Here is a 24,437-nt window from a genome sequence, read left to right as displayed (position 1 = left end):
ATGGCTAACACCCGGGATCTTTTTGATCTCATCGGTAATGCGCGCTCCCCGGAAAGCGGGGCGGTCATCGGTAACGCTTCTGCGCTGGTGGCACCCGAAGCGGTGCGGGATGTCGCTGCATTATCCGCGGCCTCGCCAGCATCACCGCCTCCGCCATCCGGGGGTATGGCCCTGGACTCTGGCGAACCTCCGGCGCCGCCGCTTGCGGAATATGCCGCACGTGCTTACCTGGCCTACGCCATGAGTGTGGTAACCGGGCGGGCGATTCCGGCGCTGGCCGATGGCCAGAAACCGGTGCAACGGAGGATTCTCCATGCCATGCGCGATATGGGGCTGCAACGCTCACCACAGCATGTCAAGTCTGCCCGGGTGGTGGGCGAGGTGATTGGCAAGTGGCACCCCCACGGCGACACTTCGGTGTATGACGCCATGGTGCGTATGGCCCAGCACTTCACCTTGCGCTACCCGGTGGTGGATGGGCAAGGCAACTTCGGGTCTCTGGACGGCGACTCGGCCGCCGCCATGCGCTACACCGAAGCCAATCTGACCCCCATTTCCGAGCTGCTGCTGGCAGAAATGGATGAGGGCACGGTCGATTTCCGCAGCAACTATGACGGTACGCTGGAAGAACCCGTCACCTTGCCCGCCCGGTTGCCCTTCCTGCTGATGAACGGCGCCTCCGGCATCGCGGTCGGCATGGCTACGGAGATTCCGCCCCACAATTTGCGCGAACTGGCGCAGGTCTGTGCGGAGTTGGTCTTGCGCCCGGACATGACCGATGACGCAATACTGCAGCAGATTCACGGCCCCGACTTCCCTGGCGGTGGCCAGATTATTTCGACGCCGGGGCAAATCCGCGAGGCCTATCTGTCGGGGCGCGGCAGCATCCGGGTGCGTGCCCGCTGGGAAGTCGAAAAGCTGGCGCGCGGGGAGTGGCGCATCGCGGTACAGCAACTGCCGCCGGGGGTGTCCACCGCACAAATCCTCTCGGAGATAGAAACCCTTTCCAACCCGCAAGCCAAAGGGGAAGGCAAGAAAAAGGCGCTTTCTCCGGAGCAGCAAACGACAAAAAACGCCATGCTTTCCCAGATGGATACCGTGCGCGACGAGTCAGGCAAAGCCCACGCCGTGCGGATCGTCATTGAGCCGCGCTCGCGCAACCAGGACCCGCAGAGTCTGATGACCTACCTGCTGGCCCGCACCTCGCTCGAGTCCAACCAGTCGGTGAATCTCACGGTGCTGGATCTGGATGGCAAAGCACCGTGTATGCCGCTCACCCGAATATTACGGCAGTGGGTGCGCTATCGGGTAACGACCGTACGGCGGCGTAGCCAGTTCCGCCTCGACAAGGCCCTGGCGCGCATCCATATTCTGGAAGGCCGTTTACGGGTGCTGCTGGATATCGATGCGGTAATCCGGGTAATCCGCGAGTCCGACGACCCCAAGGCCGACCTCATGGTCCACTTCGAGCTCAGCGAGATTCAGGCAGAAGATATCCTGGAGATTCGCCTGCGGCAACTGGCGCGACTGGCCGGTATTGAGCTGGAAAAGGAATTGGCCGAAAAACGGGAAACGGCCGCGTACCTGAGCGCGCTCCTGCAGGACGAATCCCGGCTGCGGGCACTGATTGCTGAAGAAATCACCGCCGACGCGAAAAAATTCGGAGATGACCGTCGCACCCTTCTGGAAGCCGATACCGCCATTACCAACAAATCCATCCAGACCATTGCCGCTGCCGTCACCGACGAACCCGTTACGGTGATCGTCTCGCAAAAGGGATGGCTGCGTACCCGCTCCGGTCACGGGCTGGATTCGACGACTTTGGCGTTCAAGGAAGGCGATGCTTTGTTGCAAGTCTTCGAGGTGCGATCTATAGATACGCTGGCCTTGTTGGATAATTCGGGGCGCGCCTATTCTATCGCCGTGGCGCAAATACCCGGCGGTCGCGGCGACGGCATTCCCGTGTCGAGTCAGGTGGATTTTCAGGCGGGCGGCGCGCTGGCATCCGTAGCCTGCGGCGCCAGCGACAGCCTGTGGCTGGTGGCCGGAACCGGTGGTTATGGATTCCTGACTGCCCTGGAAAACATGACTGGACGCAATCGGGCGGGCAAGGTCTTTTTGACCTTGAGCGCGGATGAGCGGCCGATGCCACTGGTGCCGGTCACCGATCTTCAGGCGGAAACGCTCTGTCTGACTTCAGACGGACATGGCCTGCTGTTTCCTCTTGCCGAGGTCAAAAATTTGCCCAAGGGCAAGGGGGTCAAACTGATCGCTCTGAGTGCATCTGCCACCCTGCAATCCCTATCGGTTTATCTGGAGGAGCAGCCCTTGCCGCGCGGATTGCGGAAAAATCGCGTGGACGTCTGCCGGGGTCGGCGGGGAGGGCGGGGCAGGGCGGCGCGTTGATATGCTCTGATCGGGGTGATCAAAGTGCCTGGTCTGAGGGTGCAAGACGTGGTTAAGGGCAAATGGCAATCACCATCTCCGCGATTTCCGACAGCTTTTTCCCCTTGTCCATGGCGAGGCGGCGCAGGCGGCGGTAGGCCTCGGCTTCGTCAATCTGCATGTCGCGCATGAGAATGCCTTTGGCTTTTTCCACCAGCTTGCGCTCGGAAAGGGCGTTCTGGGTGTCTTTGAGTTCCTTGCGCAGGTGCCGGTATTCGGCATAGCGCAGGGCGGCGACCTTGAGGATGGGGGCGATGTCGCGGGCGGAGATGCCATGGGCGACGTAGGCGGCAACCCCGGCCCGGATAGCACGGCGCATGGTATCTTCATCTTCGGGGGCACCGAGGACGACGACAGGTAATTCCAGCGTCTCGCTGAGGAAGACGATGTGTTCGAGCACATCGCGTTCCGGGGTGCCCGCTTCGGCGATGATGACGTCGGGCTGCAGCTTTTCCAGGCGCTGCCAGGAAAGCTCCGCCCACGAGAAAATATCGGCAACCTGATGGCCCTCCAGACTGAGCGCCTCGCGCAGAATCTCGGCGCGCTCAGTGTCGTTGTCTATCAGGATGACGCGATGCATGGGTTCATTGCAAGGCTTGTAGCGCGGCGCGAATAATCGTTTCTGATTCGCCCAGAGGGCCATCGATGCGGATCTCGCAGTCAGGCAATTCAGCCCGGAGTTGGGCGACGAGGGTGGGTAAATCCTCCTGTAAGTGTCGGCCACTACTCCAAAAAAGCGGCGAAATGCGATACTGGCGTAGCCCGGCTGCAAAAGCCTCGCGCATGGCCTCGCCCAGGCACGGGGTCCACAATTCCAGGTAGCAAAGTATGATCCGCCGCTGCGGCTGGGCTACCTGCAGGCGGGCGGCAATCACCTCGAAGGGGCGTCGCCATTGGGGGCTGCGTGAACCGTGAGCCAGCAGGAACTGCACTTCAGGCACGGTGTCTCCTTAAGGTTGTTGCAGTAAGTGGCGCGCCGCCTCTTCTGTTCTGGGAAGCCAGGCACAGAGATCGGCGAGATCAACCACGGCCCCGATAATCAGAATGGCCGGGCTACCCAGTTTGGCGCGGACAATTTCTGTGCGGAGCTGTGCCAGGGGCGCCCGTACCTGTTTTTGCTCCAGGGTGGCCCATTGTACGGCGAGGCAGGGAGTTTCCGCCGCGAGGCCAGCCGCCATGAGTGCCGCGCAAATGCCAGCCACCCGCTCGATGCCCATATAGATTACCAGAGTATCGGCCGCCTGGGCGTAGCGCGACCAGTCCGGTGCTTTACCGCCGCGCGCTTCATGACCGGTGAGAAAGAGCACCGACTGGCTGCGGTGACGATGGGTGAGCGGTACCCCCGCATAGGCTGCTGCCGCCATACCGCTGGTGATACCGGGAATGATTTCGTAGTCGATATCGGCGGCGCGCAGGGCTAGGCATTCTTCGCCGCCGCGGCCGAAGAGAAAGGGGTCGCCGCCCTTTAACCGTACTACCCGCAGACCCTGCAGTGCGGCGCGGATGAGTTGTTCGTGGATGAGCAATTGCGGGGTCGAGTTCTGGCCGCCACGCTTGCCAACTTCGACTTTGCGGCAACTGTCCGCCGCCATGTCGAGGATCTGCGGGTTGGCGAGGGCGTCGTAGAAGAGGATCTCCGCCTCGGCGATGCGGCGTGCTGCCTTGAGGGTGAGCAGTTCGGGATCACCGGGGCCAGCGCCAACGATGGAGACTCTTGGGGAAGATAGCTTTTGCATGCTGAGGTCTCCAGTTATTCCGTGTTGCCGGAAAGTGTCTGGGATAAGAGCGCTCGGGCGCTGTCCATGTCCACGCTGCGACCGCTGAGAGAGAGGAGGCAGAGCGCCTGATCGGCCAGCGGCGCGGGCAAGGGGGTGCGGCCAGAAAGGACCCGATCCATGAAGCGGCATGTCGCGCTCACACTCTGATCCACAGGCAGTGCCGGGATCTGGGCCAGTGGCTTATCGTCTTTGGCCATCCACAGGGCGTAATCTCCCGCCACACAAGTATGCAGGTCGGGGCGGCGTTTGGGGTTGGCGAAGGGTTCGCCTTCGGTGCCACGCAGGCAGAGGGCAATACGCCCGGTTGTGCTAAAAAAGGTTTGCAGAAGCTTCAGATAAGGCGGGTGGGTGACCCCGGCGCAGTGTACTGCAGATATTTGGAAAGGATTGATGAGTTTGACGACGGTATGCGCGCTGGAGCGGATTCCAAGTCGCTGGCGGAGCTGGAGCATCCGGCCGATGCCTGGGTGTAGTTGCTCCATCGGCAGGTAACTGAGACCCTGTTGCTGCAACTGTTTGCTCGCATGCGCGTTATCATGGGCGATGGGCAGGCCGAATCCAGCAAATATCTGCGCACTGCTGACCCGTCCGGAGGGATCGTGATCGGTGAGTGCCATAACGTTGCTTGCCGTGCTTGCTGCCGGGCCGTGCAGTAATACCGGTACGCCGCAACGGGCGAGGATCAACGCCAGCAGGGGCAACAAATTAGCGCCGCGCAGGGTCCCGTTGTAGCTTGGGAAGACCACCGGACGATAAGCACTGTCGATGGAAACGGACGGCAGGCTCGCTTCGCTGGCGCTGACAAAACCGCGCAGTTCATCTACGGACTCGCCCTTGATACGATAGGCGGCCCACAAAGCGCCGGCGACGAGGTCAGGGAGATCGCCAGCCAGCCAGGCGGCAAAGAGGGATTGGGCTTCATCCGGGGACAGGTCCTCGGCGTGTTCCCGTCCGCGTGCGACGCGGCCGACAATCAGGTTCAGAGGCATGCTATTCATGAGGCCTCCTGGCGCATTCTGCTGATAATATGGATTATTTCTGGTTTGCAGGAGCCGCATTCGCCGCCCGCGCCACAGACCTGCGCAATCTGGCCGAGGGTGACCGCGCCCGCTTCGATGTGCTGCCGCAGGGTACGCTCATCCACTCCGGTGCAGGCGCAAACGCCTCGCGAGCGCACCCATGCGCCCATATCGAGGGGCACTTTGGGGGCAAAAAGGGTGTGCCGATAGGATTGGACGTCCGTCGCGCTTAACAACAGTTCACGTAGCCAGTCGCGGGTGGTGTCTTCGCCGAAGAGGCGGGCGGCATAGAGCTGGTTGCCCCGGATACAGAGGCGTTTGCGCACACCGCGACGGCCATCCTCATAGTCAAGAATGTCGATGTCATCCATACCCAGTCCCTGATCCCAGGCGTGAATCTCACGGGCTGCCGGGGCCTGGTCGCCAGCGAGACGGAGGATAAAGCCCTCGCGCTCCCCCCGACGGATGCGGCTGAGGCTCGCGTAGGGGAATTGCCGGGCAATACGCTGGGCGGCGTGAAAATAGATATCCTGATCGTTCAAGCGCAGGACCGTACCCTGCCAAGGGAAAATCACTGGTTCCACCCGCACTGCCGTGTGCTTGAACTCCGGCTCGCCGGAGCTGGGATCAATAGCAGCGAGGGTCATTTGATTGCAAAGGGCGGCGGGGGCAAAGCGGCGCCCGAAGTGCATGGGGGCGAAAATCAACCCCGGTTGCAGATCGGCGTTGATCCGCACTCGGAGGATGTTGCTGCCGCGCCGGCTACTGACTCTGGCGAGGACATCGTTGCTGAGATTCAGGTGTTGGGCGTCATCCGGGTGTATTTCGAGAAAGGCTTCTTCGTCGCTGGCGAAGAGGGCCGCCACCTTGCCGGTGCGGCTCATGCTGTGCCACTGATCGCGCAGGCGACCGGTGGTCAGGCGCAGAGGATAACGGGCGTCGATCTCTTCGGCGACCCCGACGTATTCCGGGCTGCGGAAACGGGCGCGACCGCTGGGCGTCGGGAAAATGCCGTCGGCGTAGAGGCGAGCCTGCCCTGCTTGCGCGCCTTGCGGATAGGGCCACTGCTGCGGCCCCCACTCGTCGAGCAGGCTGAAGTCGAGGCCGGTGATGTCGAGATCGCGGCCTCGGGTGCATTCCCGATATTCCAGAAAGATGCTGGCGGAGTCGGAAAAATCAAACATACGCCGGGCGCGCTCGGCCCAGGAAGCATCTCGGGTACCTGGCAGTGGGTGATCGAGGGCATCCAGTGCCTTGCCCAGCGCAAAGGCGAAATCCCGGAAGATGACCCAGTCCGGCAGGGCGCTGCCTGGCGCGGGAACAGCTGTTTGCAGATGGGTGATACGTCGTTCGGAGTTGGTCACCAAGGCTTCGCGCTCGCCCCAACTGGCGGCGGGAAGCAGAAGGTCGGCATAGGCGGCGGTTTCGGTGCCGAGATAACTGTCCTGCAGGATGACGAAAAGAGATTTTTCGAGAGCGCGCTGTACCTGTGTCTGATCGGGCATGGACAGCACCGGGTTGGTGCAGGTGATCCAGATCGTTGCAATCTCGCCGCGTTCGAGCGCCTGAAACAGGGGCACGGCGGTGAGGCCGGGCTGTGGATGTAGACTCTCTACGCCCCAGATCTCCGCGATTTCGGCGCGATGTTCCGGGTTGGCCACTTCGCGGTGACCGGGGAGGAGGGCGGGCATGCCGCCAGTTTCGCGCCCACCCATGGCATTGGGTTGCCCGGTCAGGCTGAAGGGACCAGCGCCGGGTCGGCCGATTTGCCCAGTGGCCAGATGCAGGTTGATAAGTGCGACATTTTTGTCGGAACCGTGGCTGGACTGATTGAGCCCCTGACACCAGAGGGAGAGGGCAGCCGGTGCCTGCCCGAAGGCCAGCGCCGCGGCGCGCAGATCGGCGAGCGGAATCGCGCAGATTTCCGCTACCCTTTGCGGGGTGTAGTTTTGTACCAGCGCCTTGAGTTCTTCCCAGCCCTCAGTATGCGCCTCAATGAAGGTGCGGTTGACGAGCCCTTCCCAGATCAGGATATGCAGCATGCCGTGAAAGAGGGCAACATCGGTGCCGGGTTGAATCGGCAGAAACACATCGGCGATGGCTGCTGTCGGCGTGCGTCGTGGGTCGGCGACGATAATCTGCAGTTCCGGGCGGCGCAATTTGGCTGCCTCGATGCGGCGGAAGAGAATCGGGTGGGCGTAGGCGACGTTGGCGCCAACGATAAAAAGACAAGCGGCGCTGTCGAGGTCTTCATAGCAGCAGGGCACCGAGTCCATACCGAGGCTGGATTTGTAGCCCGTCACCGCGGAGGCCATGCATAGCCGCGAGTTGGTGTCGATATGGTTGGTGCCGATAAAACCCTTGGCCAGCTTGTTGACGAGATAATAATCCTCCGTCGGCAATTGTCCGGAAACATAAAAAGCCACGGCCTGCGGACCCTGGGTATGGATTATTCCGGCCCAGGTACGCGCCATCTGCGTCAGCGCCTCCGACCAGTTCAGGGACGACCAGTCTTCACTGCCGCGCTGGCGCCGCAGCGGTTCACGGGCGCGATCCTCGCCCGTACTGCTCAGGTGCAAATTACTTCCCTTGCTGCACAATTGTCCAAAGTTGGCCGGATGATCGGGGTCGCCACGCACACCGGTAATGTGCTGGCCGTCGTGTTCGATAATGACCCCGCAGCCGGTCCCGCAGTAGGGGCAGACCGACTTGCTCTGCAGGCGGTGCAGGGGCTGCGGGCGTATCAGAGTCATGGCGCCACCCCCTCCAGTCCGAGCCAGACCTGCTGATCCTCGACGCGTACTGGAAAGCGCTTCACGCAGCCATGATCCGGCGCCATCGCCTCGCCTTTCTCCAGATCAATCTGCCAGTTGTGCAGCGGACAGAATACTGTCTTGCCGGAGACGAAGCCCTCGGCGAGGGGGCCGCCGCGGTGCGGGCAGCGATTGCGGACCGCAAAAACTTCGTCATTTTCATTGCGCAGGACGGCGATTTGCCCCTGGGGCGTATCCACATAACGGCCGCCGAGGGCGGGGATTTCTGCAATACTACCGAGTGCCACCCATTCCATCATGATCACCTCAGGCAGGGACGCGGCGCAGGGGCGCGGCGTGAATATCCAGACGACCGGAAACTGCTTCCGCCCAGGGGTCTTTTTCCTGCGACAGGGCGAAGTCCATGCGTGCGGCAAGCTGCTGCCGGGATTCCCGGTCCCTCACGACGATGGCCTGGATATGGTCCAGACCAACTCGCTCTACCCAGGGCGCAGTGCGCTCCAGGTATTGGGCCTCTTCCCGGTACATCTGCAAAAAGGCCTTGGCCATTTCCAAAACCTCCTCGTGGGTTTTTACCTTGCAGAGGAGGTCGGCGGCACGCACCTTCATGCCGCCATTGCCGCCCACATAGAGTTCCCAGCCGGAATCGACACCAATAATGCCGAAATCCTTGATGGTGCTCTCAGAACAGTTGCGCGGACAGCCGGAGACCGCGAGTTTGACCTTGTGTGGCGCCCACATGCGCTCCAGTCCTCGTTCCAGCTCAATGGCTAGGCGGGTGCTGTCCTGCACCCCGAAGCGGCAGAAGTCGGTGCCGACGCAGGATTTGACGGTGCGCAGGGCCTTGCCGTAGGCGTGTCCCGAGGGCATGTTCAGCTCTGCCCAGATTTGCGGCAGGTCCTCCTTTTTTACTCCCAGTAGGTCCAGACGCTGCCCCCCGGTGAATTTCACCATGGGCACATTATGGCGCTCTGCCACCTCGGCGATACGTTTCAGTGCCGCCGGACTGGTCACGCCACCATAAATCCGCGGAATCACCGAATAGGTGCCGTCGCGCTGAATGTTGGCGTGGGCACGCTCGTTGATGAAACGGGACTGGGCGTCGTCCAATCCCTCTGCTGGCCAGGCCGTGCGCACATAGTAGTTGACCGCCGGTCGACAGGTGGCGCAACCGCCTGGATGCCGCCAGTCCAGATAGGCAAAGGTCTGGCGCACCGAGAGCAATTTTTCCTGAATAATGGCGTCGCGTGTCTCCTGATGACTGAGTTCGGTACAGCCGCAGAGCGCCTTTTTCTTCGTGGTGCTGTCATAAATGCCGCCGAGGGTGCTGCCCAGCAACTGCTCCACCAGCCCGGTGCAGGAGCCGCAGGAAGCGCTGGCCTTGGTGCATTTACGCACTTCCTCCAGCGTAAACAAACCCTGCTCGCGGATGGCCTTGACGATGCTGCCTTTGGTCACGCCATTACAGCCGCAGATTTCCGCCCCGTCAGAGAGCCGCGAGGCCTGATTTTCGCCAGCATGGCCGGAGTCACCCAAATGTGTTTCACCGAAAACGATATGGTCGCGGAAGGCGGAGACGTCGGTACCGTCACGCATGAGCTGAAAGAGCCAGGGACCGATGCTGGTGTCGCCATAGAGCAGACTGCCGACGACCTTGTTTTCCTGCAGGATGACTTTTTTGTAGATGCCCTGACTGCCGTCGAGCAGGGTTACTTCCTCGCAGTCATCACCACCCATGAAGTCCCCGGCGGAGAAGAGTTCGATTCCTGTGACTTTGAGCTTGGTGCTGGTGACCGAGCCCTGGTAACGCATCCGCCCGTACTCGGCGAGATGGTTGGCCGCCACCTTGGCCTGCTCAAAGAGGGGGGCTACGAGGCCGTAGGTTTGCCCGCGATGCTGTACGCACTCGCCGACGGCATAAATACGCGGATCATAGGTTTGCAGGGTATCATTGACCAGAATGCCGGTTTCACACTGCAAACCCGCCGCCAGGGCAATCTCGATACGCGGTTCGATGCCGATGGTCATCACCAGCACATCTGCAGGGATTTCGCTGCCATCGGTAAAGCGCAGGCCGCTGACATGGGTATCGCCGAGCACCGCCGCGCTTTCCTTGCCCAGCAGAAAATGCACGCCGCGCGCCTCCATGGCGGTCTGCAACAAGGCGCCTCCGCGCGCGTCCAGTTGCTTGTCCAGCGGCCAGTCGCGGCGATGTACCACCGTCACCCCCATCCCCCGCGCCCGCAGACCATGCGCCACTTCCAGACCCAATAAACCGCCGCCGATGACGACCGCCTCGCCGCCAAGATCGCTGCTGCGGGTGAGGGATTCCACGTCGGCCATGTCCCGGTAGCTGAGCACCCCAGGGAGGTTGTTCCCCGGAATGGGGGCGATGGCCGCTGCCGCCCCGGTCGCCAATAACAGGCGATCGTATGGTGCAATGCGCCCATCTTCGGTCACGACCTGTCGCTTCACCCGGTCGATGACGGTCACTCGGCTCCCCGTGTGCAGGGTGATGCCGTGTTCAGCATACCAGTCCAAAGGGTTGAGAATGGTTTCCTCCAGGGCCATCTCTCCGGCGAGTACCGGGGTGAGGAGAATCCGGTTGTAATTGGGATGGGGTTCATCGCCAAAAACGGTAATCTCGTAGAGCTCTGGTGCCATTTTCAGCAGCTCTTCGACGGCGCGAATGCCCGCCATGCCGTTGCCGACCACCACCAGGCGCGCTTTGCGATGCTGTACGGGTACCGGATTCATCATTTCATACTCCCAGAATAGAAAAAAGGCGCAGTCAGCCGAATTGCTGACGACGCCTTTGCCGTTTTGCACACTGGCGATCGTTGCAGATCGCACCACAATCGAGAGGCAATAACCATGCCGTATTTCGCATAAAATAAAAACAAATAGTTATGGCGAACGCGCTACGGTGCGCCGATATATTATGGTGCAGTCGTGATCCAGTCGCACCATAATAGTGCAAATGGGCGGTGCAGTGGCTAGAATTTCGCCGTCACGAATACCCATGTGCCTTCGGTATTCATTCCGTAACTGATACGCCGGTAATCCGCGTACTGTACCCCGGCACTCCAGTGTTTGAAAAAGACGTGGGTGGCCGACAAATCCAGTTCGTGTCCGTATTGCGCACCTTCACGGTCGGCTTGGAAGTCATAATAAATGGCCGCCAGTTGGGTGCCCATCAGCTCGCCGCCAAGGGTGAAGTACAGGCTACGCAAACCTTCGGGTGGCGTGGTCAGAAAAACTTCTGCCCAGCCGTTAAAGGCGTGTTTGGTGGCGAGAGGCGTTTGAAAGCCATAATTACCTTGACTATTTGTTCCCATGACCATGTAGTCGGTATGCAGCCAGAACTCCGGCAGCGCCAGACCGGCACCAACGTGATAATACTGGGCATTCACCACCGCACTCCCGCCGTCATAAGGCAGCTGTTTGGCATAGCTCAGGTCGTAGGGCAGGTGCAGAGCGTCCCCCAGAGAAATAGCGCCTTGCACTCGTACACCCAGCGTAGTGCTGTTACAAGCCTGTGCATTACCCGCCAGAAAACATGCCGCCGCTCCCGGAATGACGCTATGCGCCTGATTCCCATAGCCATAGCCGAAGGTTTGAGCATGCAGTAAGGGGGACGGTGTCCAGCTCACCTCGCTGAGAAAGATTCGCGATGGCACATTTTCATTGAGGATGTTTTTGATCCGCCAGATATAAGCTCCGTAAAACGTCAGATCAGGCAGTGCTGTGCCCTGTACCGAGACCGCGTCGAAACTCTGCGGCGTTTGCCGGAAACCCACCGCACCAACAAAGCGTTCGTCATCCAGGTTAATCTCCTGACGACCGGCGCGCAGGCGCAGAGCAGGAATGCCCGCATACTGGAGATAGGCCTGGTTAACATTGGTTTCCTCTGGATCGGGAATCAGCGCGTAAGCTGCTTTACGATTGCGTAGGCTGTTGTAGTGATTGACGATCCCGGCCACATTGATGAACTGCAGATCAGCGCTGATTCCGGCGATGGGCTTGCTCGCCAGGCCGAGCAGCGTTTGCACCGTGAAGGCATTGGCGTTGTTTTTGTCCGCCTGAGACATGAATTCATAGCGCGGACGAAAGTCGAGGTTGACCTGGCCACCGCTGATGGCATCGGTCAGAGTGTCTGCGTGGGCGGTGCTGGCCAGCAGGGCAAAGAGGGCAGCGATAGCATGACGACGTCGGTGTGAAGAGGATCGCGACATGAGTTTCTCCGGTGTTTTAAGGATATTTCTGTAAATATCTGCGGAGGACGGGGGCAACCGTTCCCTGGTGCGAAGATCACGTGCTCGAAAATACTCCGCGGGGACGTTGAAGCCGGGGGTTAGTCGCTTACGGCCGCTGGCACCTCTCCGATCTCTGGGCTGACAGTCTCCTGGGCGACGACTGCGTGCTGTGACCACGGCAGCCAGTGGCGGCGCATGGCTAGCACCAGTCCCAGCGTCGTTGCAGCGAGGAGGGCGAAGCAGGCGAAGCCAAGGTGATAGGTCCCGGTTTCCTCCTTGGCAATGCCGAGAATTACCGGCAGATAAAAGCCACCGATGCCGCCAGCCGCACCGATGATGCCTGTCATGATCCCGGTCTTCAGGGGCCAACGCAGGGGTACCAGTTGAAAGGTCGCCCCGTTACCTAGCCCAAAACAGGCATACAGACAGAGCAGCAACGCAACGGCCACGGCCAGCGACGGGGTCCACAGGGCAAAAGCGGCGTCCGTCAGGGCAATGCCGCCGAGAAACCAGCGCAAGGCGAGAACACCGGAAACCCGGTCGGCAATGATCCCGCCCAGGGGCCGCAACATGGCGCCGGTGAAGGCGAACAGTGCCATCAACATACCCGCATCGATTTTCGGCAAATGATACAAAGACACCAGCAACAGACTGATGTAGGCAGACATCCCTACGAAACCGCCGAAAGTGATGCTGTAGATGAGGATGATGACCCAGGTGTCGCGCTCCCTGAGGGCCAGGCGGTAACGCTGCGGCAGTACCGAACCCGCGAGCAGCACCCCGAAGATCGGCAGCATCAGCAGAGCCGTCTTGCCGTGCAGCCCGAGCCAACCCAACGGCGTCGCCACCGCCAGAAAGGCCAGCCCGACCAGCGTTGCTGTAAAACCCGCCAGCGCTTGTCCGACCTGCCCGCTTTTCGGCGCGTTATCTTTACCCCAGAAGAACATCGTCACTCCGGCCAGCGTCAGCAGGGGCAGGGCGGCGGCAGTAGCATGCGCCCAGCCGAACTGGGCGGCCAGCGGTGGAAACAGAAAGCCGTCCAGCACCGCGCCGATGTTACCGGCCGCAGCGATCCCCAGGACCGTCCCCTGTACCTTGGCGGGATAGTTGCTCCCCGCCATAGGCAGGGCTACCGCAAAACTCGCACCTCCAACCCCGAGCAGAATGCCGAGGACAATCAGCAGGGGAAAGTGGAGTGCCCCCGGATAAAGGAGCAGAAAAAGCGGCGGAATGGCCGACAGGGCAATGCCGCCCAGTGCCAGCCAGCGACCGTCCATGGCCTGATAGAGATTGCCCATGGCGACCCGTAAAATCGCCGCCGCCAGTACCGGGATGGCGACCAGAAAACCCTGTTCCGCAGGTGTTAGTCCCAGGGTTTTGACCATGTATGGCGCCAGCGGGCCGTAGAGCAGCCAGACCGTGAAACCCGTATCGAAATAAAGAAAGCTGGCAACCAACGCCCGCCAGTTGCCGGTGCGCAGCGACGTCAAAAATTCTTTCATCATGGTCTCCTTAAAGGCAGAATGCAGGACATGAAAAAAGGCGCTCCTGGCTGGTGGGCCAGGAACGCCTTCGCTCCAAAACGCTGTCCGTCGGTGGACAGTGCTTGCAAGTCTTTAAGCAGCTATCGTGCCATTATTTGCGTCGTGCGACCGAACGTGTGGGTACTGTGCCGTCGTGCGGCGTTCACGGGATAGTCTGCCCAAAAATCACAGGAGTGCTGGGGCAGGAAATCCCTCCGGCTAGCGCGGTCGATGCGCAATACCTGTGCAGATGCACCAAAATTTCGCATCATCATGGTGCAAGCGGCATTACGGCAGTACGCTGCTCCCGTCAAAAATGCGGTTGGCACCCATGCGGATCGTGCCCCCCAGATCATCCGCCAGCAACCAGGGCTGTGCTTCGCCGCCCCAGGCCACGAAATCCTCTTTCGGCACAGGAATCTGCAGGGCATGGGCCGCTTGGCGGTATTCGGCGCAACGATACACCCGCGGAATGAGTGCCGCGGCATCCGCACCCTCCGGCCATTGACCCGCTGCCTGCATTTGTCGCACCAGCCAATGTGCCTGGGAATGCCAGGGAAAATTCGCTGCATAGCGCGTAAATACGTGGAAATCCTCCCGCTGCGGCAAACCTGGCACCGCGCCGGTCAGTGCCAGTGCGACGATTTCTGTAGGCACATCAATAGCCGAAGCCACCCAAGGTGCTGCCTCCAGTCGGTGTTGCGGATCATCCAGCCAGTGTCCTGCCGCTAATACCGCACGAAGCAGCGCTAGATGCAGCTCCGGCTGCGCCAGTGCCCAGTCCTCGCGCACCGCCAGTACCTTTTCCATCAGATTGTTCCAGAGGGCGTAACTGCTGACGATGGGTATTCCGACCTTTTCGATCGCAGCCAGGCTTCCCCACGGTTCACCGACACAATATCCGTCGATCTCGTTGGCACGCAACGCCTCTACCATATAACGCGGTGGCACCACGCTGATCTGCACCTGCGTTGCTGGATCAATGCCCGCCGCCTGTAGCCAGTGGCGCAGTTGATAATGATGGTTAGAGACCGGCGATACCACCGCGAAGCGCAGCTTGGTGGCCGGTTTGGCATGAATGACCTGCCGCAAAGCCAGACCCGCCAATAGGGGCTGATCGCCACCCGTCAGACCCGCATCCGTCAAACGCTGATGCAGTGCAGTGCTCACGGTGATCGCATTGCCGTTCAAGGACAGCGTCAGCGCCGTCAGCACCGGTACCCGCGGTGAGGCGATGCCCAGTGTCGCCGCCAGCGGCAGCGGCGCCAGGGCATGCGCTGCCACGAGATCACCGAACAGCAAGTGATCGCGCAAACTTGCCCAGGACGGTTCCCGCTGTAAGACCACCTGTAGGCCCTGTTTGGCAAAGAAGCCGCCCTCGCGGGCCACAATCAGTGGCGCACTGTCGACCAGAGCTACATAGCCAATGCTGAGAGAGCGTTCATGCGCCATGACCATTTCTCCAAAATAAGCGGCACCTACAAAAAATCCCCGCGGCCTAGAATCTAGGTGGCGAGGACGTCGTTGTCCAGAATGTTTGAGTCTCAGCAAGAAACACGCCAATCTATTCCATTGGGCATTTCATCTACGGAGTTCCTTATGCCGGCCAAGGTGGTTGACGTCAAGCAAGTGGCAAGAGATGCTGATCTTCCTGTCCGCTCCCCCTATTCTGGAGAAAGTGCTGCCCATGGAGAATAACAAGGACGCGTTGCTTTCCCGCCTACGGCAAACTCCGCTCTTCGCCGCCTGGCCCGAGGACGTCATCGTACCGTTGCTGGCGGAGTCCCGGCCACTGACCCTGGGGTCGGGAGATATCCTCTTTGCCGAGGGGTCGTTGGCCCGATCCTTCTATTTTCTGGCATCGGGGCGAATTGATCTGATTGCGGCGGCGGCGACCGGGCAGGAGAAAATTGTCGAAATCATCCAGCCCGATGACCTTTTCGCCGAGGCGGTGGCCTTTCTCGGTGGCCGTTATCCGGTAACGGCGCAGGCCGATGCGGCGACCACGGTGCTGGAGATTCCACTGAACCGCTTCGTCGAGAGCATGGAGCAACGGCCATTGTTGATGCGCCAGATGCTGGCGCGCCTCAGCATGCGCCTGCATTTTTTGGTCAAGGAATTGCGTCATCTGAGTGTGGAGTCGGCGGAGCAGCGGCTGGTGGGTTATCTGCTGGATCTGTGTCCGATGGTGAATGGCCCCACGGCCGTCGAACTTCCTGCCAAGAAAGCGGTGGTGGCAGCGCGTCTGGGCTTGACGCCTGAGACACTGTCCAGGGTGCTGACCCGCATACGCAAGGCCGGATTCATAGATGTGGAGCGCCGGATTATTACCATCCCTGATCCGCTCGCTCTCCGGCGCTGGGCCGAAGGGCATTGAGGCGATGTGCCTTGATGTCTTTGCCACTATTCAGGGTGCGCCGGGAGTTGGTGCCGTCAGTGTCTGCAGAAAATCGCAGAGCACCAACGCACCGTTGTGCTCTTGGTCGTGGGCGGCATAGAGCAGGATAATAGGTGCCCCGGCGGCTTCGGCCAGCAGCGTCAGAGCGTTTTCTTTTTGCGTCGCCAATTCTGCCAGGTAGTGGCTGCGGAACTCGTCCCAGCGTTCAGGATCGTGGGCGAACCACTGGCGCAGGGCGGTGCTGGGGGTGAGGTCTTTGGGCCAGGCATCCAGCGAGAGGTCGGCCTTGCGCACGCCACGAGGCCAGAGGCGTTCAGCCAGTACGTGGTAGCCTATGGGCAGGGGACGCGCATATACGCGCCAAGTCGTAATTTCAATGTGCTGAGAGCGGTCTGAAGTCATTTTAGTCATTACGCATCAGGCTGCCGTCTTTTTGCAGACGGAGCAGCCATAGGTGAAATCAATTAACCAGTATAGTGGTTGAGTTTTTTGACCTGGGCTAAGGAATTATTGAGTATAGCAGTCAAAATCACTATGACTCCGCAGCCGTTGAAGAGGAAGGTAATGTCGTGATGCTATCTCTGGGACCCTTTGCGGGGATGAATCGAGTCCATGTGGCATTGGAAATATGACCACGATCCGCCGCCCGCGCTGGGCATTATTCATCCTCCTAGGTGTCGTGCTGACGGTAACCATGCAGATACTCTCGGGCTTTTTGCTGGGTGCGGGGATGCGCTGGATATTTTCTTTTCATGTCGCGGGTGGCTTGGTGGCTGGCGTCTTCATCATGGGGGAGTGGGGTTGGTTGCTTGCGACTCCGCAGGGAAACAAGGTCATGGCGCGTATGTTTTTATTCTCGGCAGAAACTCGGCATCAATTGGGACGACAGATCCGTGGAGAGATAGGCTTTTCGGCCTCATTTCGCGAGGGGATCGATGCTCCAGTGCAAGGCCTTTTCCTGATTTTTGCCAGCATCACGGTGGTTATCGGTATTCTGTTGTGGCAGAGACATGGTGAATGCCTTCCATGGCACCACGTGTTGGCCGTTATCTTGCTGGTTTTGTGGTTGCTGCACCTGACCTTCAGCGTCCATGACCATTGGCGGCGTCGTGGGCCTGACAAAGGGGTGCTGTCATGACACATGTGGTAACGGAATCCTGCATTCTTATTGCCATCCCCAAACAGATCAGTCAGAGCAGCGCATACACTGCACACCGTAACGCTTGATCCAGGCTTCCAGCGCTTCCATAGCGTCGGGTCCGGTTTTGACGTTGTCCAGCGCGTGTTGTGGATCGTCGGGTTTCACTCGGGCGATCCAGGCGTCTTTATAGGGATCGATGTTAATCAGGTGCGGGTCCTCCAGCAGCGCTTCATTCCGTGCAATGACTTCACCTGCAAATGGCACTGGTACGCCGCCCGCCCATTTACCACTTTCCAGTGTGGCCACATGCCGTCCGGCATCCAGATGGGTGCCGGTTTTTTTTATTCTGGCCTTTTGTAAACGCCCCGACATGGTTTGGGCGGGATCTGTGACCCCAATAGTCAATGTGCCGTCATCTTCTGGGCGTACCCATACATAGTCGAGGTCGTAAAACAGATCCTCAGGCAATTCACAGCCGTGATATTCACTCATGATGGCGTCTCCGCTTCACAGGCCAGAATGCGTTTGCCCGCTGCTTCACCACGATCCGGTAAGGCCGCTGCAAGATAGGGATAGAGTTCCGTCTCTTCCTTGGCGTCATGTTGTTTGAGAATGGTTTGCACGGTGCTCAGCAGATCGTCGAAGGTTTCCGCGTCCTGATCATGAATGGCTTCAGCCATCTCCTCAAAAAATATCCGCAAATCCCGATGGCCCTTACGTAGCAATGCTGTCAGTGGATGATCGTCACCACCCTCGTTACGCTCGAAGGCTGGGAAAAGTGTGCTTTCCTCCACCACCATATGGCCGTCGACAATCCCGTGGCGGAATACCTCCAGCAGATGGGCCGCCTCCTGCCATGCCCCAGTCGAAACAGCATGTGCGCTCTGTCCCAATAGTTGATCCAGGCGTTCATGATCGTGTTGCATAATCTGGTCTATATCGGCCATAACGTTCTCCATTATGTGGAAAATGATGTCGAGCGGCGTGAGTTATGCTAGCATTTGAACTGTACCCATAATGTTAGAATAGCGTATCTACGATACCGTGTTTATGATGCGCCGAGCATCTTCAGCACTTCTCCCAAAGGCTGCACACCTACCGCCTTTAGGGCGCCATCCACCACAATGGCTGGAACAGTCTTAATGCGCAGGTTACTGACTATTTCGCGTCCTTCACGATCCGCAACATCCAGCACCTCCAGCTCCATAGGCACTTTCTGGGAAGCCTCTTTCCAAACTTTTTCTGCTTGGGGGCAAACAGGGCACCACTTTGAAACCAGTATTTGTACTTTCATATTTCACCTTGTCAGCGGTACTATCCATTGGGCGCAAAAGCATCGAAGTGGATATGGTCATGCTGCACTTCATGGGAGAGCAGCAGGTCGATGGCGGCTTCTATCATGCCGGGGCCACCGCAGAGATAGACTTCATGATCCTTCCAGTGGCCGCTGGCGGCAACCGTGGGCAAGAGACGGTGGGCGCCGGCCCAGGAGGTGTCCTGCATATCAGACAGCGTCGATGTGATGGTGATATGCGGATATTGTTGTGACCATCTGGCCAGTTCTTCCAGATGATAAAAATCGGCCTGTTTCCTGGCCCCGTAAAAAAGATGGATAGGCCGGGTCCGCCCCAATTCGATACTTTCCTGAATAATCGCCTCAATGGGGGCCAGACCGGTGCCGGCGGCAATACAAAGCATATCACGATCATTATCCGGGCATAGTGCGAATTCGCCTTGTGGAACGCCCAGGGTTAATTTATCACCCGTTTGCGCGGCATGAAAAAGCCATTGGCTAAATACGCCACCGGGTAATTCACGGATATGAAAAACCAGTTCTCCGGTGGTGTTCGGTGGCGTCGCCATGGAATAAGAGCGCCACTGACCCGGACGCCCCGGCACCGCTACGCGGGCATATTGTCCGGTCCGGTAGGGATAAGGCCGTTCCGGCCGCAGCCGTAACTCCAGTACATTCCAGGCCAGCGGTGTAAGTCGGGTAATCTCGGCTGTCCAGATGTCTTTCGGAACCACCTCGGCACGCAAACGCATGGCGCTGCGTGGATACAATTTACAGAGAATGGCCATGCCAGCAGCCCGTTCCGTGGGTAAGAGCAGCAGGGGCATAAAAGGTCCCTGTTCGCTGGCGCCGGACAAAATGGTGCCTTTGCAATCACCGCAGGAACCACTGGCGCAGCCATGTTTGATGGCAATGCCATGCTGTTTCGCCGCTTCGATAATATTTTGGCGCTCATCCGCCATAAAGTGGATGCCGGACGGTTCCAGACAGATTTCATATTCCATAACGGGCATGCCCCAAAATAATGGCGTACCTGAGTAGCCGGTATGCCAATGGCAAGGTGTCAATCAAACGGCGGGAGGTACGTCGTCTATGGTCACCGGGACGAAGCGGGAAGGGGCCATGGCCTCGCAGGCCGCCTCGATGCAAACGGTGGAGGCCAGGTTGTATGCCTCAATCCAGGATTCTGCCATTTCCTGCGTCCAGGCCGCCCCCAGGAAATGCTTCAGGGTATTGAGCAGGCTTTTGCCGACGATGGGGTAATGTTCCGGGCGGGTATCGTATTTAATGTGCCCGATACCGAGTTCCTTCAGATAGGGGACCAGCACTTCCATGGTGTTGATATTGGTGGCGATCAGAATGACGGAATTGAAAAGGCGTACCCGCTGTTCTGTCATGTCCCCCGGAAACATTTTCTTCACTTCAGGAAAATGGGTGAACATCGTGTTATAAAAATGTTCGGCAACCTGCACGCCCAGGTCTTTAACTGCCGCGCCGCTGGATTGGATGAGTTGGATATTGATGGCCATCTGTTGTTGCTCCTTCTGGTTGAACTGTGGATTTACTTCAGTAAAACGCGATACGTTTTGCAGCTTAGCCGGTTGTCTGTGCGGATTCCTTGATTCCGGTCAAGTTCGGCTGAGTCACTTCAGCCTAGGTATTATCGCCGATAATAGCGGCGGCGCGTTGCTGGGCATGCCTTAACTCCCCATTGTATATAGCGGTTTGGTATCCTCGTACCGGCGAGGTGGTGAGTGGTTTGAGCACCGAATGCTTTTGTGAGGGCGTCCAGTGCATCTCTGCAACCATGGAGAGCCCGGGCCGCAGTGGATGCCTGGCGAGTTCTGCGGCGGGTAACGCGATACGTACCGGCACCCGTTCGACGATATGGATGTAATTTCCGGTGGCATTCTCCGGCGGCAGGATGCTGAAGGCACTACCGGCACCCGGCAGCAGTCCCAGCACTTTGCCGTGATAATGGACATCGCGGCCATAGTAATCACTGGTCAATTGAACGCGTTGTCCGGGGCGGACATGCCGCATGGCGGTTTCTCTGACGTTGGCTACGACCCACAAATCATTGAGGGGCACCACGGAAAACAGGCGCTGGCCGGGGTGCACCATCAGTCCGGGGTAGGCGGCGCGCTCCGCGACATAACCTGACACCGGTGCACGGACAACTCGGCGTTGCCATTGAATATCGGCCTGTTCGAACTGCGCCGCGGCCTGGCGCACGAGGGGATTCGTTTGCAGGGTGGTGCCCGCTATGATGGCTTGCGTGCCTTTTAGCGCCGCTTGGGCCGCTGCTACTTGTGCTGTCGCAGCAGCAATTTCGTTTTGCGTGTCTTCAATGCGGAGGGCGGAAACAGCGCCGCTCGGCAGGGATTGTTTATAGCGGATTAAATCGCTGCTTAATTTGTGGAGTTCGGCGTTTTTGGCGCTGACGGTCTGTTGCAGTGCGGTGACCTTGGCGAAATCCCTGCGCACCTGCCTGACCGTCGCTGCCAGATGCGCCCCTGCCTGTTGCAGTGCGAGCTGGGAATGATTGGCCTGAAGGCTAGCCATTACCTGTCCGGCGGTGACGAATTCGGTATTTTCTACTAGTACCCTACTGATGGTGCCGGCCATTTGGCTATTCACCGGCGTAATATTGCCGGAGACGTAGGCATCGTTGGTTTCTATCCGGTACTGCCCCCGCAAAAACCACCACGCGGCCCAGATCAATCCGGCAAGTACAAAAATGAGGGTAACGAGCACCAGCATCCGGGCGCGTTTTTCCGGTTGGATGGGAGAACTCGAATGTTCGGGCTTTTGCACGCTCATGTGGGATTTTTCCACGAGGTATATCCGCCACCCAGCGCTGAATGCAGCAATACCCAGGATTGCGCATTTTGCACCTTTAAGGCCAGCAGTTGATTTTTTATTTCCGTTTCTTGAATCTGCGCACTATAGGCTTCTGCTTTATCCGTAATTCCAGAATGAAAGGCGGACTCCGCCAGCGCCGTGGTATGCTCGACCGCGAAAATCATCTGCCGTTGTGCCCGGAGTTTTTTGCGTATCTGCCGCCAGGTGGCCAGACGACCGGCAATCTCGCGCACTGCGTCGAGGATGGTGGCGCGATAATGGTCTTCCGTGGCTAGATATAATGCATTTTTCTCCTTCAGTTGGGCGCGTAATCTCCCCCCTTCGAAAATGGGCAGGGATATGACCGGGCCAAGGGCATGTGCGAGATTGCCAGGGCTGAACAAATCTCCCAGGTGAATGCTGTTCCACCCCGCAAACAAGGCGATATTCACATCGGGATAAAAGGCCGCGCGTGCCGCACCCACCTGTTGCGCCGCGACTTCCATTTCCCAGCGCGCAGCGACTATATCCGGACGGTGGGCAATGAGGCGCAGGGGCAAATTCCGCGGCATGGTGATCGTGGATAGCGTGGGCAACGGCTCTGCCGGAATATCCCGCCCCCAATCGGGTCCGTGTCCGGCCAGCGCCGCCAATATATAGCGCTGTTGAGCAACGGCTGCCTGCATGTCGGCTACCGACTGGCGTGCCCCTGCGCGTGCCTCTTCCTGAAGATAAACGGTACGGGCATCGCTCAGGCCGTCGTGCCAGCGCTGTTGTACCAGGTGGAGTAAGGAGGTGTGCAGGACTTCCGCGCGATCCACCTGGCGGAGACGTTGTACCTCACCCGCCAGCAAAAAGTAGTGCCATGCCAACTGAGTGGAAAGCAATAATTTTGCCTCGGCGTAATCCGCCTGGTGTACGCGTACCTCCCCCAGGGCGGCACGAAAGCGATCGCTGTCACGTCCCCACAAATCCAGGTGATAGCGCATTTCCAGAGGATTGAGAGCACCATAGGTGATGGTTTTGCCGTTCAAGGGGGCGTGCAAGCCCTGCCGGGAAAAGTACTCCTGAGTCACCGACGTCCCTGCGGAAAGGTGCGGGAGGAGGGCGGTATGCTGGTTTGCCGCCGCCGCTTGGGCTTCCAGAATGCGCGCACTGGCGACCTGTAACGACGGATTGTTGCGCAGCGCTTCGTTGATTAAGTTATTCAGGGCGGGTAGCTGCGCCGATGCCCACCAGTTTGACGCGGGCCAAGCACCCGGAGTCACCCCGGCGTGGCCGTCCAACTGGGCCAGTATCCCACTGATTTGGGTATCATGCGCCGTTTTGCCGCCGGGGAGATGCGGCGGCAGGCGCGCGCAGGCGCCGAGCAACAACAGCGGTAGGATAAGGGCGATGCTGTGTTTCATCAGGGCTCCGCCAGTTCTTCCAGCGCCCGGCGCACCCGGACATCCGGCTCGGCGAAAACCACCCGTTTGGCTAACAATAACAGACCGGCCACGGTCAGAAATCCCCATGCGGCGATGTAGAATATTTCATTAAAAGTCAGCAATGCGGCATGACGCGCTATGTGGTTGGCCAACGTCTCATGTCCCACCGATGTGCTGATCCCATGCTTTCCCGCCGCATTGTCTTCGGTGAGAAAATGCTCGTGGAAAATAAGGCGTCTGCCCCATAAGGTGGCCATAATAGGAATACCCATGGCCTGTCCACATACCCGCAGCAGGTTTAAAAAGGCCGTACCACGCATTTCGGCAGCGCCGCGCAACCCGGAAAGCGCAATGGCGATTAATGGCGGGAATAGACCACCCAGAAACATGCCCACGAGTATTTGCGGCCAGAGCAATTCATCAAAAGAAGCCGTCCGATTGTAGGAGGAAACCCAGAAACTGCCTGCCGAAAATCCCAGCAAGGCAATCATCCCGAGTATGCGCGCATCAATGTGATTCAAAAAATGCTGCGTGAGCGTGGCACTGAGTTTTGAGAAAATAGCCATGGGCAATAATAGGAGGCCAACCATCCAGGCGGAATATCCCATGGTCAACTGAAATTCCACAATATAGATGGCCATAGCGCCCTGAAAAAAGAGCGCAGTGAAAAATAACCCTATCGCTCCAATCAGGAAATTACGGCGTCGCAGAAAGCGCAGTTCCAGCAGGGGATGGCTGCTGTGCCATTCCCAGAGTGCGAAGAAAATAAGCGCGGCAGCGCCGATAGTCGTCAGAAAAATGATGGTATTGGAACGCCACCAACTGATGATTTCCCCGGAATTGAGCGCAGACTCCAGCGCGGCTAAGGCGATCATCAGGAAAATCAGACCCGGCCAGTCTAATGGTGGATGGCGGTGTTCCGCTTCGCGCCCGACCAGAAGTATCGCACTGATCAAGGCGACCGCGATGGCAATGGGTATGTTGAGGTAAAAAAGCCAACGCCAACCCAGGGTGTCGGTGATCCAGCCGCCGATGGTCGGCCCTAAGGTGAACGGTGTAATGGCGGCGATGCCCCACAGACTCAGGCCAATATTGCGCCGTTGTGGGGTGTAGTGACGCAGGATGACACCAAGAGAGATGGGAATAGTCAGTCCGCCCGCATAACCCTGGACGACGCGCGCGGCCAAAAACCAATCGTAATTGGAGGTCTGGGCGCATACGGAGGAAGCCAGGGCAAAGGTGAGAAAGGCGCCGAGCAGGCTGCGCATCTCCCCCCAGCGGTGCAAAAACCATGTCGCGGTGGGAAAGGCCAGCGCCATAGCCAGGAAAAAATTCGCCTGGGTCCAGTCTGCATAAGCGGGGTTGACGCCCAGACTCCCAGCAACATGGGGGATCATCGGCAGATAGGCCCCGGTGTTGAAGAGTACAAGGAGGTGACCCAGCCCGATCACCAGGTTGAGAAGTACCACCATAGACGCGCTGAGCGCTGGTATCGGGGCGGCAATACGGAGGGAAGACGTCACGGGCGGTTGTGT

General features: G+C 59.1%; 22 protein-coding genes. 3 read left to right on the top strand and 19 right to left on the bottom strand.

Going from position 1 to position 24,437, the window contains the following annotated elements; genetic code table 11:
• Positions 1-2,406, top strand: coding sequence for a DNA topoisomerase IV subunit A (parC, locus tag M0P56_RS04050; protein WP_291508767.1), 2,406 nt, complete (start codon positions 1-3; stop codon positions 2,404-2,406).
• A 52-nt stretch (positions 2,407-2,458) separates the two neighbouring features.
• Here the strand turns inward: parC and M0P56_RS04045 are convergent, their stop codons facing one another.
• The 10 genes from M0P56_RS04045 to M0P56_RS04000 all read right to left on the bottom strand — a co-directional run bounded on the left by M0P56_RS04045 (position 2,459) and on the right by M0P56_RS04000 (position 15,247).
• Positions 2,459-3,025 (bottom strand): ANTAR domain-containing response regulator, encoded by a 567-nt coding sequence (locus tag M0P56_RS04045; RefSeq protein WP_291508766.1) that lies wholly within the window; start codon positions 3,023-3,025, stop codon positions 2,459-2,461.
• Positions 3,026-3,029: 4 nt separating this feature from the next.
• The gene (locus M0P56_RS04040; RefSeq protein ID WP_291508765.1) at positions 3,030-3,386 is read right to left on the bottom strand and encodes a CbiX/SirB N-terminal domain-containing protein; all 357 of its coding nucleotides are present in this window, start codon (positions 3,384-3,386) and stop codon (positions 3,030-3,032) included.
• Positions 3,387-3,395: 9 nt separating this feature from the next.
• On the bottom strand, positions 3,396-4,181 hold the full coding sequence (gene cobA, locus M0P56_RS04035; RefSeq protein ID WP_291508764.1) for a uroporphyrinogen-III C-methyltransferase: 786 nt from the start codon (positions 4,179-4,181) through the stop codon (positions 3,396-3,398).
• 14 nt (positions 4,182-4,195) lie between these two features.
• Positions 4,196-5,221, bottom strand: coding sequence for a DNA-binding protein YbiB (gene ybiB / locus M0P56_RS04030; protein ID WP_291508763.1), 1,026 nt, complete (start codon positions 5,219-5,221; stop codon positions 4,196-4,198).
• Complete coding sequence (locus M0P56_RS04025) at positions 5,218-7,995, bottom strand: nitrate reductase (RefSeq protein WP_291508762.1); 2,778 nt, start codon at positions 7,993-7,995, stop codon at positions 5,218-5,220. Before M0P56_RS04025 ends, ybiB begins: the two co-directional genes overlap by 4 nt.
• Positions 7,992-8,315, bottom strand: a complete 324-nt coding sequence (gene nirD / locus M0P56_RS04020; protein WP_291508761.1) for a nitrite reductase small subunit NirD — start codon at positions 8,313-8,315, stop codon at positions 7,992-7,994. The genes M0P56_RS04025 and nirD overlap by 4 nt, the downstream gene beginning before the upstream one ends.
• Before the next feature lie 7 nt (positions 8,316-8,322).
• The gene (nirB, locus tag M0P56_RS04015; protein ID WP_291508760.1) at positions 8,323-10,776 is read right to left on the bottom strand and encodes a nitrite reductase large subunit NirB; all 2,454 of its coding nucleotides are present in this window, start codon (positions 10,774-10,776) and stop codon (positions 8,323-8,325) included.
• 236 nt (positions 10,777-11,012) lie between these two features.
• Complete coding sequence (locus tag M0P56_RS04010; RefSeq protein WP_291508759.1) at positions 11,013-12,251, bottom strand: alginate export family protein; 1,239 nt, start codon at positions 12,249-12,251, stop codon at positions 11,013-11,015.
• 119 nt (positions 12,252-12,370) lie between these two features.
• On the bottom strand, positions 12,371-13,777 hold the full coding sequence (locus M0P56_RS04005; protein ID WP_291508758.1) for an MFS transporter: 1,407 nt from the start codon (positions 13,775-13,777) through the stop codon (positions 12,371-12,373).
• A gap of 306 nt (positions 13,778-14,083) precedes the next feature.
• Positions 14,084-15,247, bottom strand: coding sequence for a CmpA/NrtA family ABC transporter substrate-binding protein (locus M0P56_RS04000; RefSeq protein WP_291508757.1), 1,164 nt, complete (start codon positions 15,245-15,247; stop codon positions 14,084-14,086).
• Between the two features lie 187 nt (positions 15,248-15,434).
• Here M0P56_RS04000 and M0P56_RS03995 point away from each other — a divergent pair, with 187 nt between their 5' ends.
• Positions 15,435-16,172, top strand: a complete 738-nt coding sequence (locus M0P56_RS03995; RefSeq protein WP_291508756.1) for a Crp/Fnr family transcriptional regulator — start codon at positions 15,435-15,437, stop codon at positions 16,170-16,172.
• A 30-nt stretch (positions 16,173-16,202) separates the two neighbouring features.
• Here the strand turns inward: M0P56_RS03995 and M0P56_RS03990 are convergent, their stop codons facing one another.
• Positions 16,203-16,595 carry a DUF488 domain-containing protein gene (locus M0P56_RS03990; RefSeq protein ID WP_291508755.1) on the bottom strand — a complete coding sequence of 131 codons (393 nt, stop codon included), beginning with the start codon at positions 16,593-16,595 and terminating at the stop codon, positions 16,203-16,205.
• 226 nt (positions 16,596-16,821) lie between these two features.
• Between M0P56_RS03990 and M0P56_RS03985 the strand changes: the two genes are divergently transcribed.
• Complete coding sequence (locus M0P56_RS03985) at positions 16,822-17,331, top strand: hypothetical protein (RefSeq protein ID WP_291508754.1); 510 nt, start codon at positions 16,822-16,824, stop codon at positions 17,329-17,331.
• Between the two features lie 48 nt (positions 17,332-17,379).
• Here the strand turns inward: M0P56_RS03985 and M0P56_RS03980 are convergent, their stop codons facing one another.
• The 8 genes from M0P56_RS03980 to M0P56_RS03945 all read right to left on the bottom strand — a co-directional run bounded on the left by M0P56_RS03980 (position 17,380) and on the right by M0P56_RS03945 (position 24,425).
• Positions 17,380-17,826, bottom strand: a complete 447-nt coding sequence (locus M0P56_RS03980; RefSeq protein ID WP_291508753.1) for a glycine cleavage system protein H — start codon at positions 17,824-17,826, stop codon at positions 17,380-17,382.
• The gene (locus tag M0P56_RS03975; RefSeq protein ID WP_291508752.1) at positions 17,823-18,281 is read right to left on the bottom strand and encodes a hemerythrin domain-containing protein; all 459 of its coding nucleotides are present in this window, start codon (positions 18,279-18,281) and stop codon (positions 17,823-17,825) included. Before M0P56_RS03975 ends, M0P56_RS03980 begins: the two co-directional genes overlap by 4 nt.
• Positions 18,282-18,382: 101 nt before the next feature.
• Positions 18,383-18,628, bottom strand: a complete 246-nt coding sequence (locus M0P56_RS03970) for a thioredoxin family protein (RefSeq protein ID WP_291508751.1) — start codon at positions 18,626-18,628, stop codon at positions 18,383-18,385.
• A 20-nt stretch (positions 18,629-18,648) separates the two neighbouring features.
• A complete protein-coding gene (locus tag M0P56_RS03965; RefSeq protein WP_291508750.1) occupies positions 18,649-19,632 on the bottom strand; it encodes an FAD-binding oxidoreductase in 984 nt (327 codons plus the stop codon).
• A gap of 63 nt (positions 19,633-19,695) precedes the next feature.
• Positions 19,696-20,157, bottom strand: a complete 462-nt coding sequence (locus M0P56_RS03960) for a globin domain-containing protein (RefSeq protein WP_291508749.1) — start codon at positions 20,155-20,157, stop codon at positions 19,696-19,698.
• A 124-nt stretch (positions 20,158-20,281) separates the two neighbouring features.
• Positions 20,282-21,451, bottom strand: coding sequence for an HlyD family secretion protein (locus tag M0P56_RS03955; RefSeq protein ID WP_291508748.1), 1,170 nt, complete (start codon positions 21,449-21,451; stop codon positions 20,282-20,284).
• The gene (locus M0P56_RS03950) at positions 21,448-22,881 is read right to left on the bottom strand and encodes an efflux transporter outer membrane subunit (RefSeq protein WP_291508747.1); all 1,434 of its coding nucleotides are present in this window, start codon (positions 22,879-22,881) and stop codon (positions 21,448-21,450) included. The genes M0P56_RS03955 and M0P56_RS03950 overlap by 4 nt, the downstream gene beginning before the upstream one ends.
• A complete protein-coding gene (locus M0P56_RS03945) occupies positions 22,881-24,425 on the bottom strand; it encodes a DHA2 family efflux MFS transporter permease subunit (RefSeq protein ID WP_291508746.1) in 1,545 nt (514 codons plus the stop codon). Before M0P56_RS03945 ends, M0P56_RS03950 begins: the two co-directional genes overlap by 1 nt.
• Between the last annotated feature and the right edge of the window lie 12 nt (positions 24,426-24,437).

This window comes from Acidithiobacillus sp. (assembly GCF_023229925.1).
GTDB lineage: Bacteria > Pseudomonadota > Gammaproteobacteria > Acidithiobacillales > Acidithiobacillaceae > Acidithiobacillus.
This window is presented reverse-complemented; position numbering and strand designations above follow the sequence as displayed.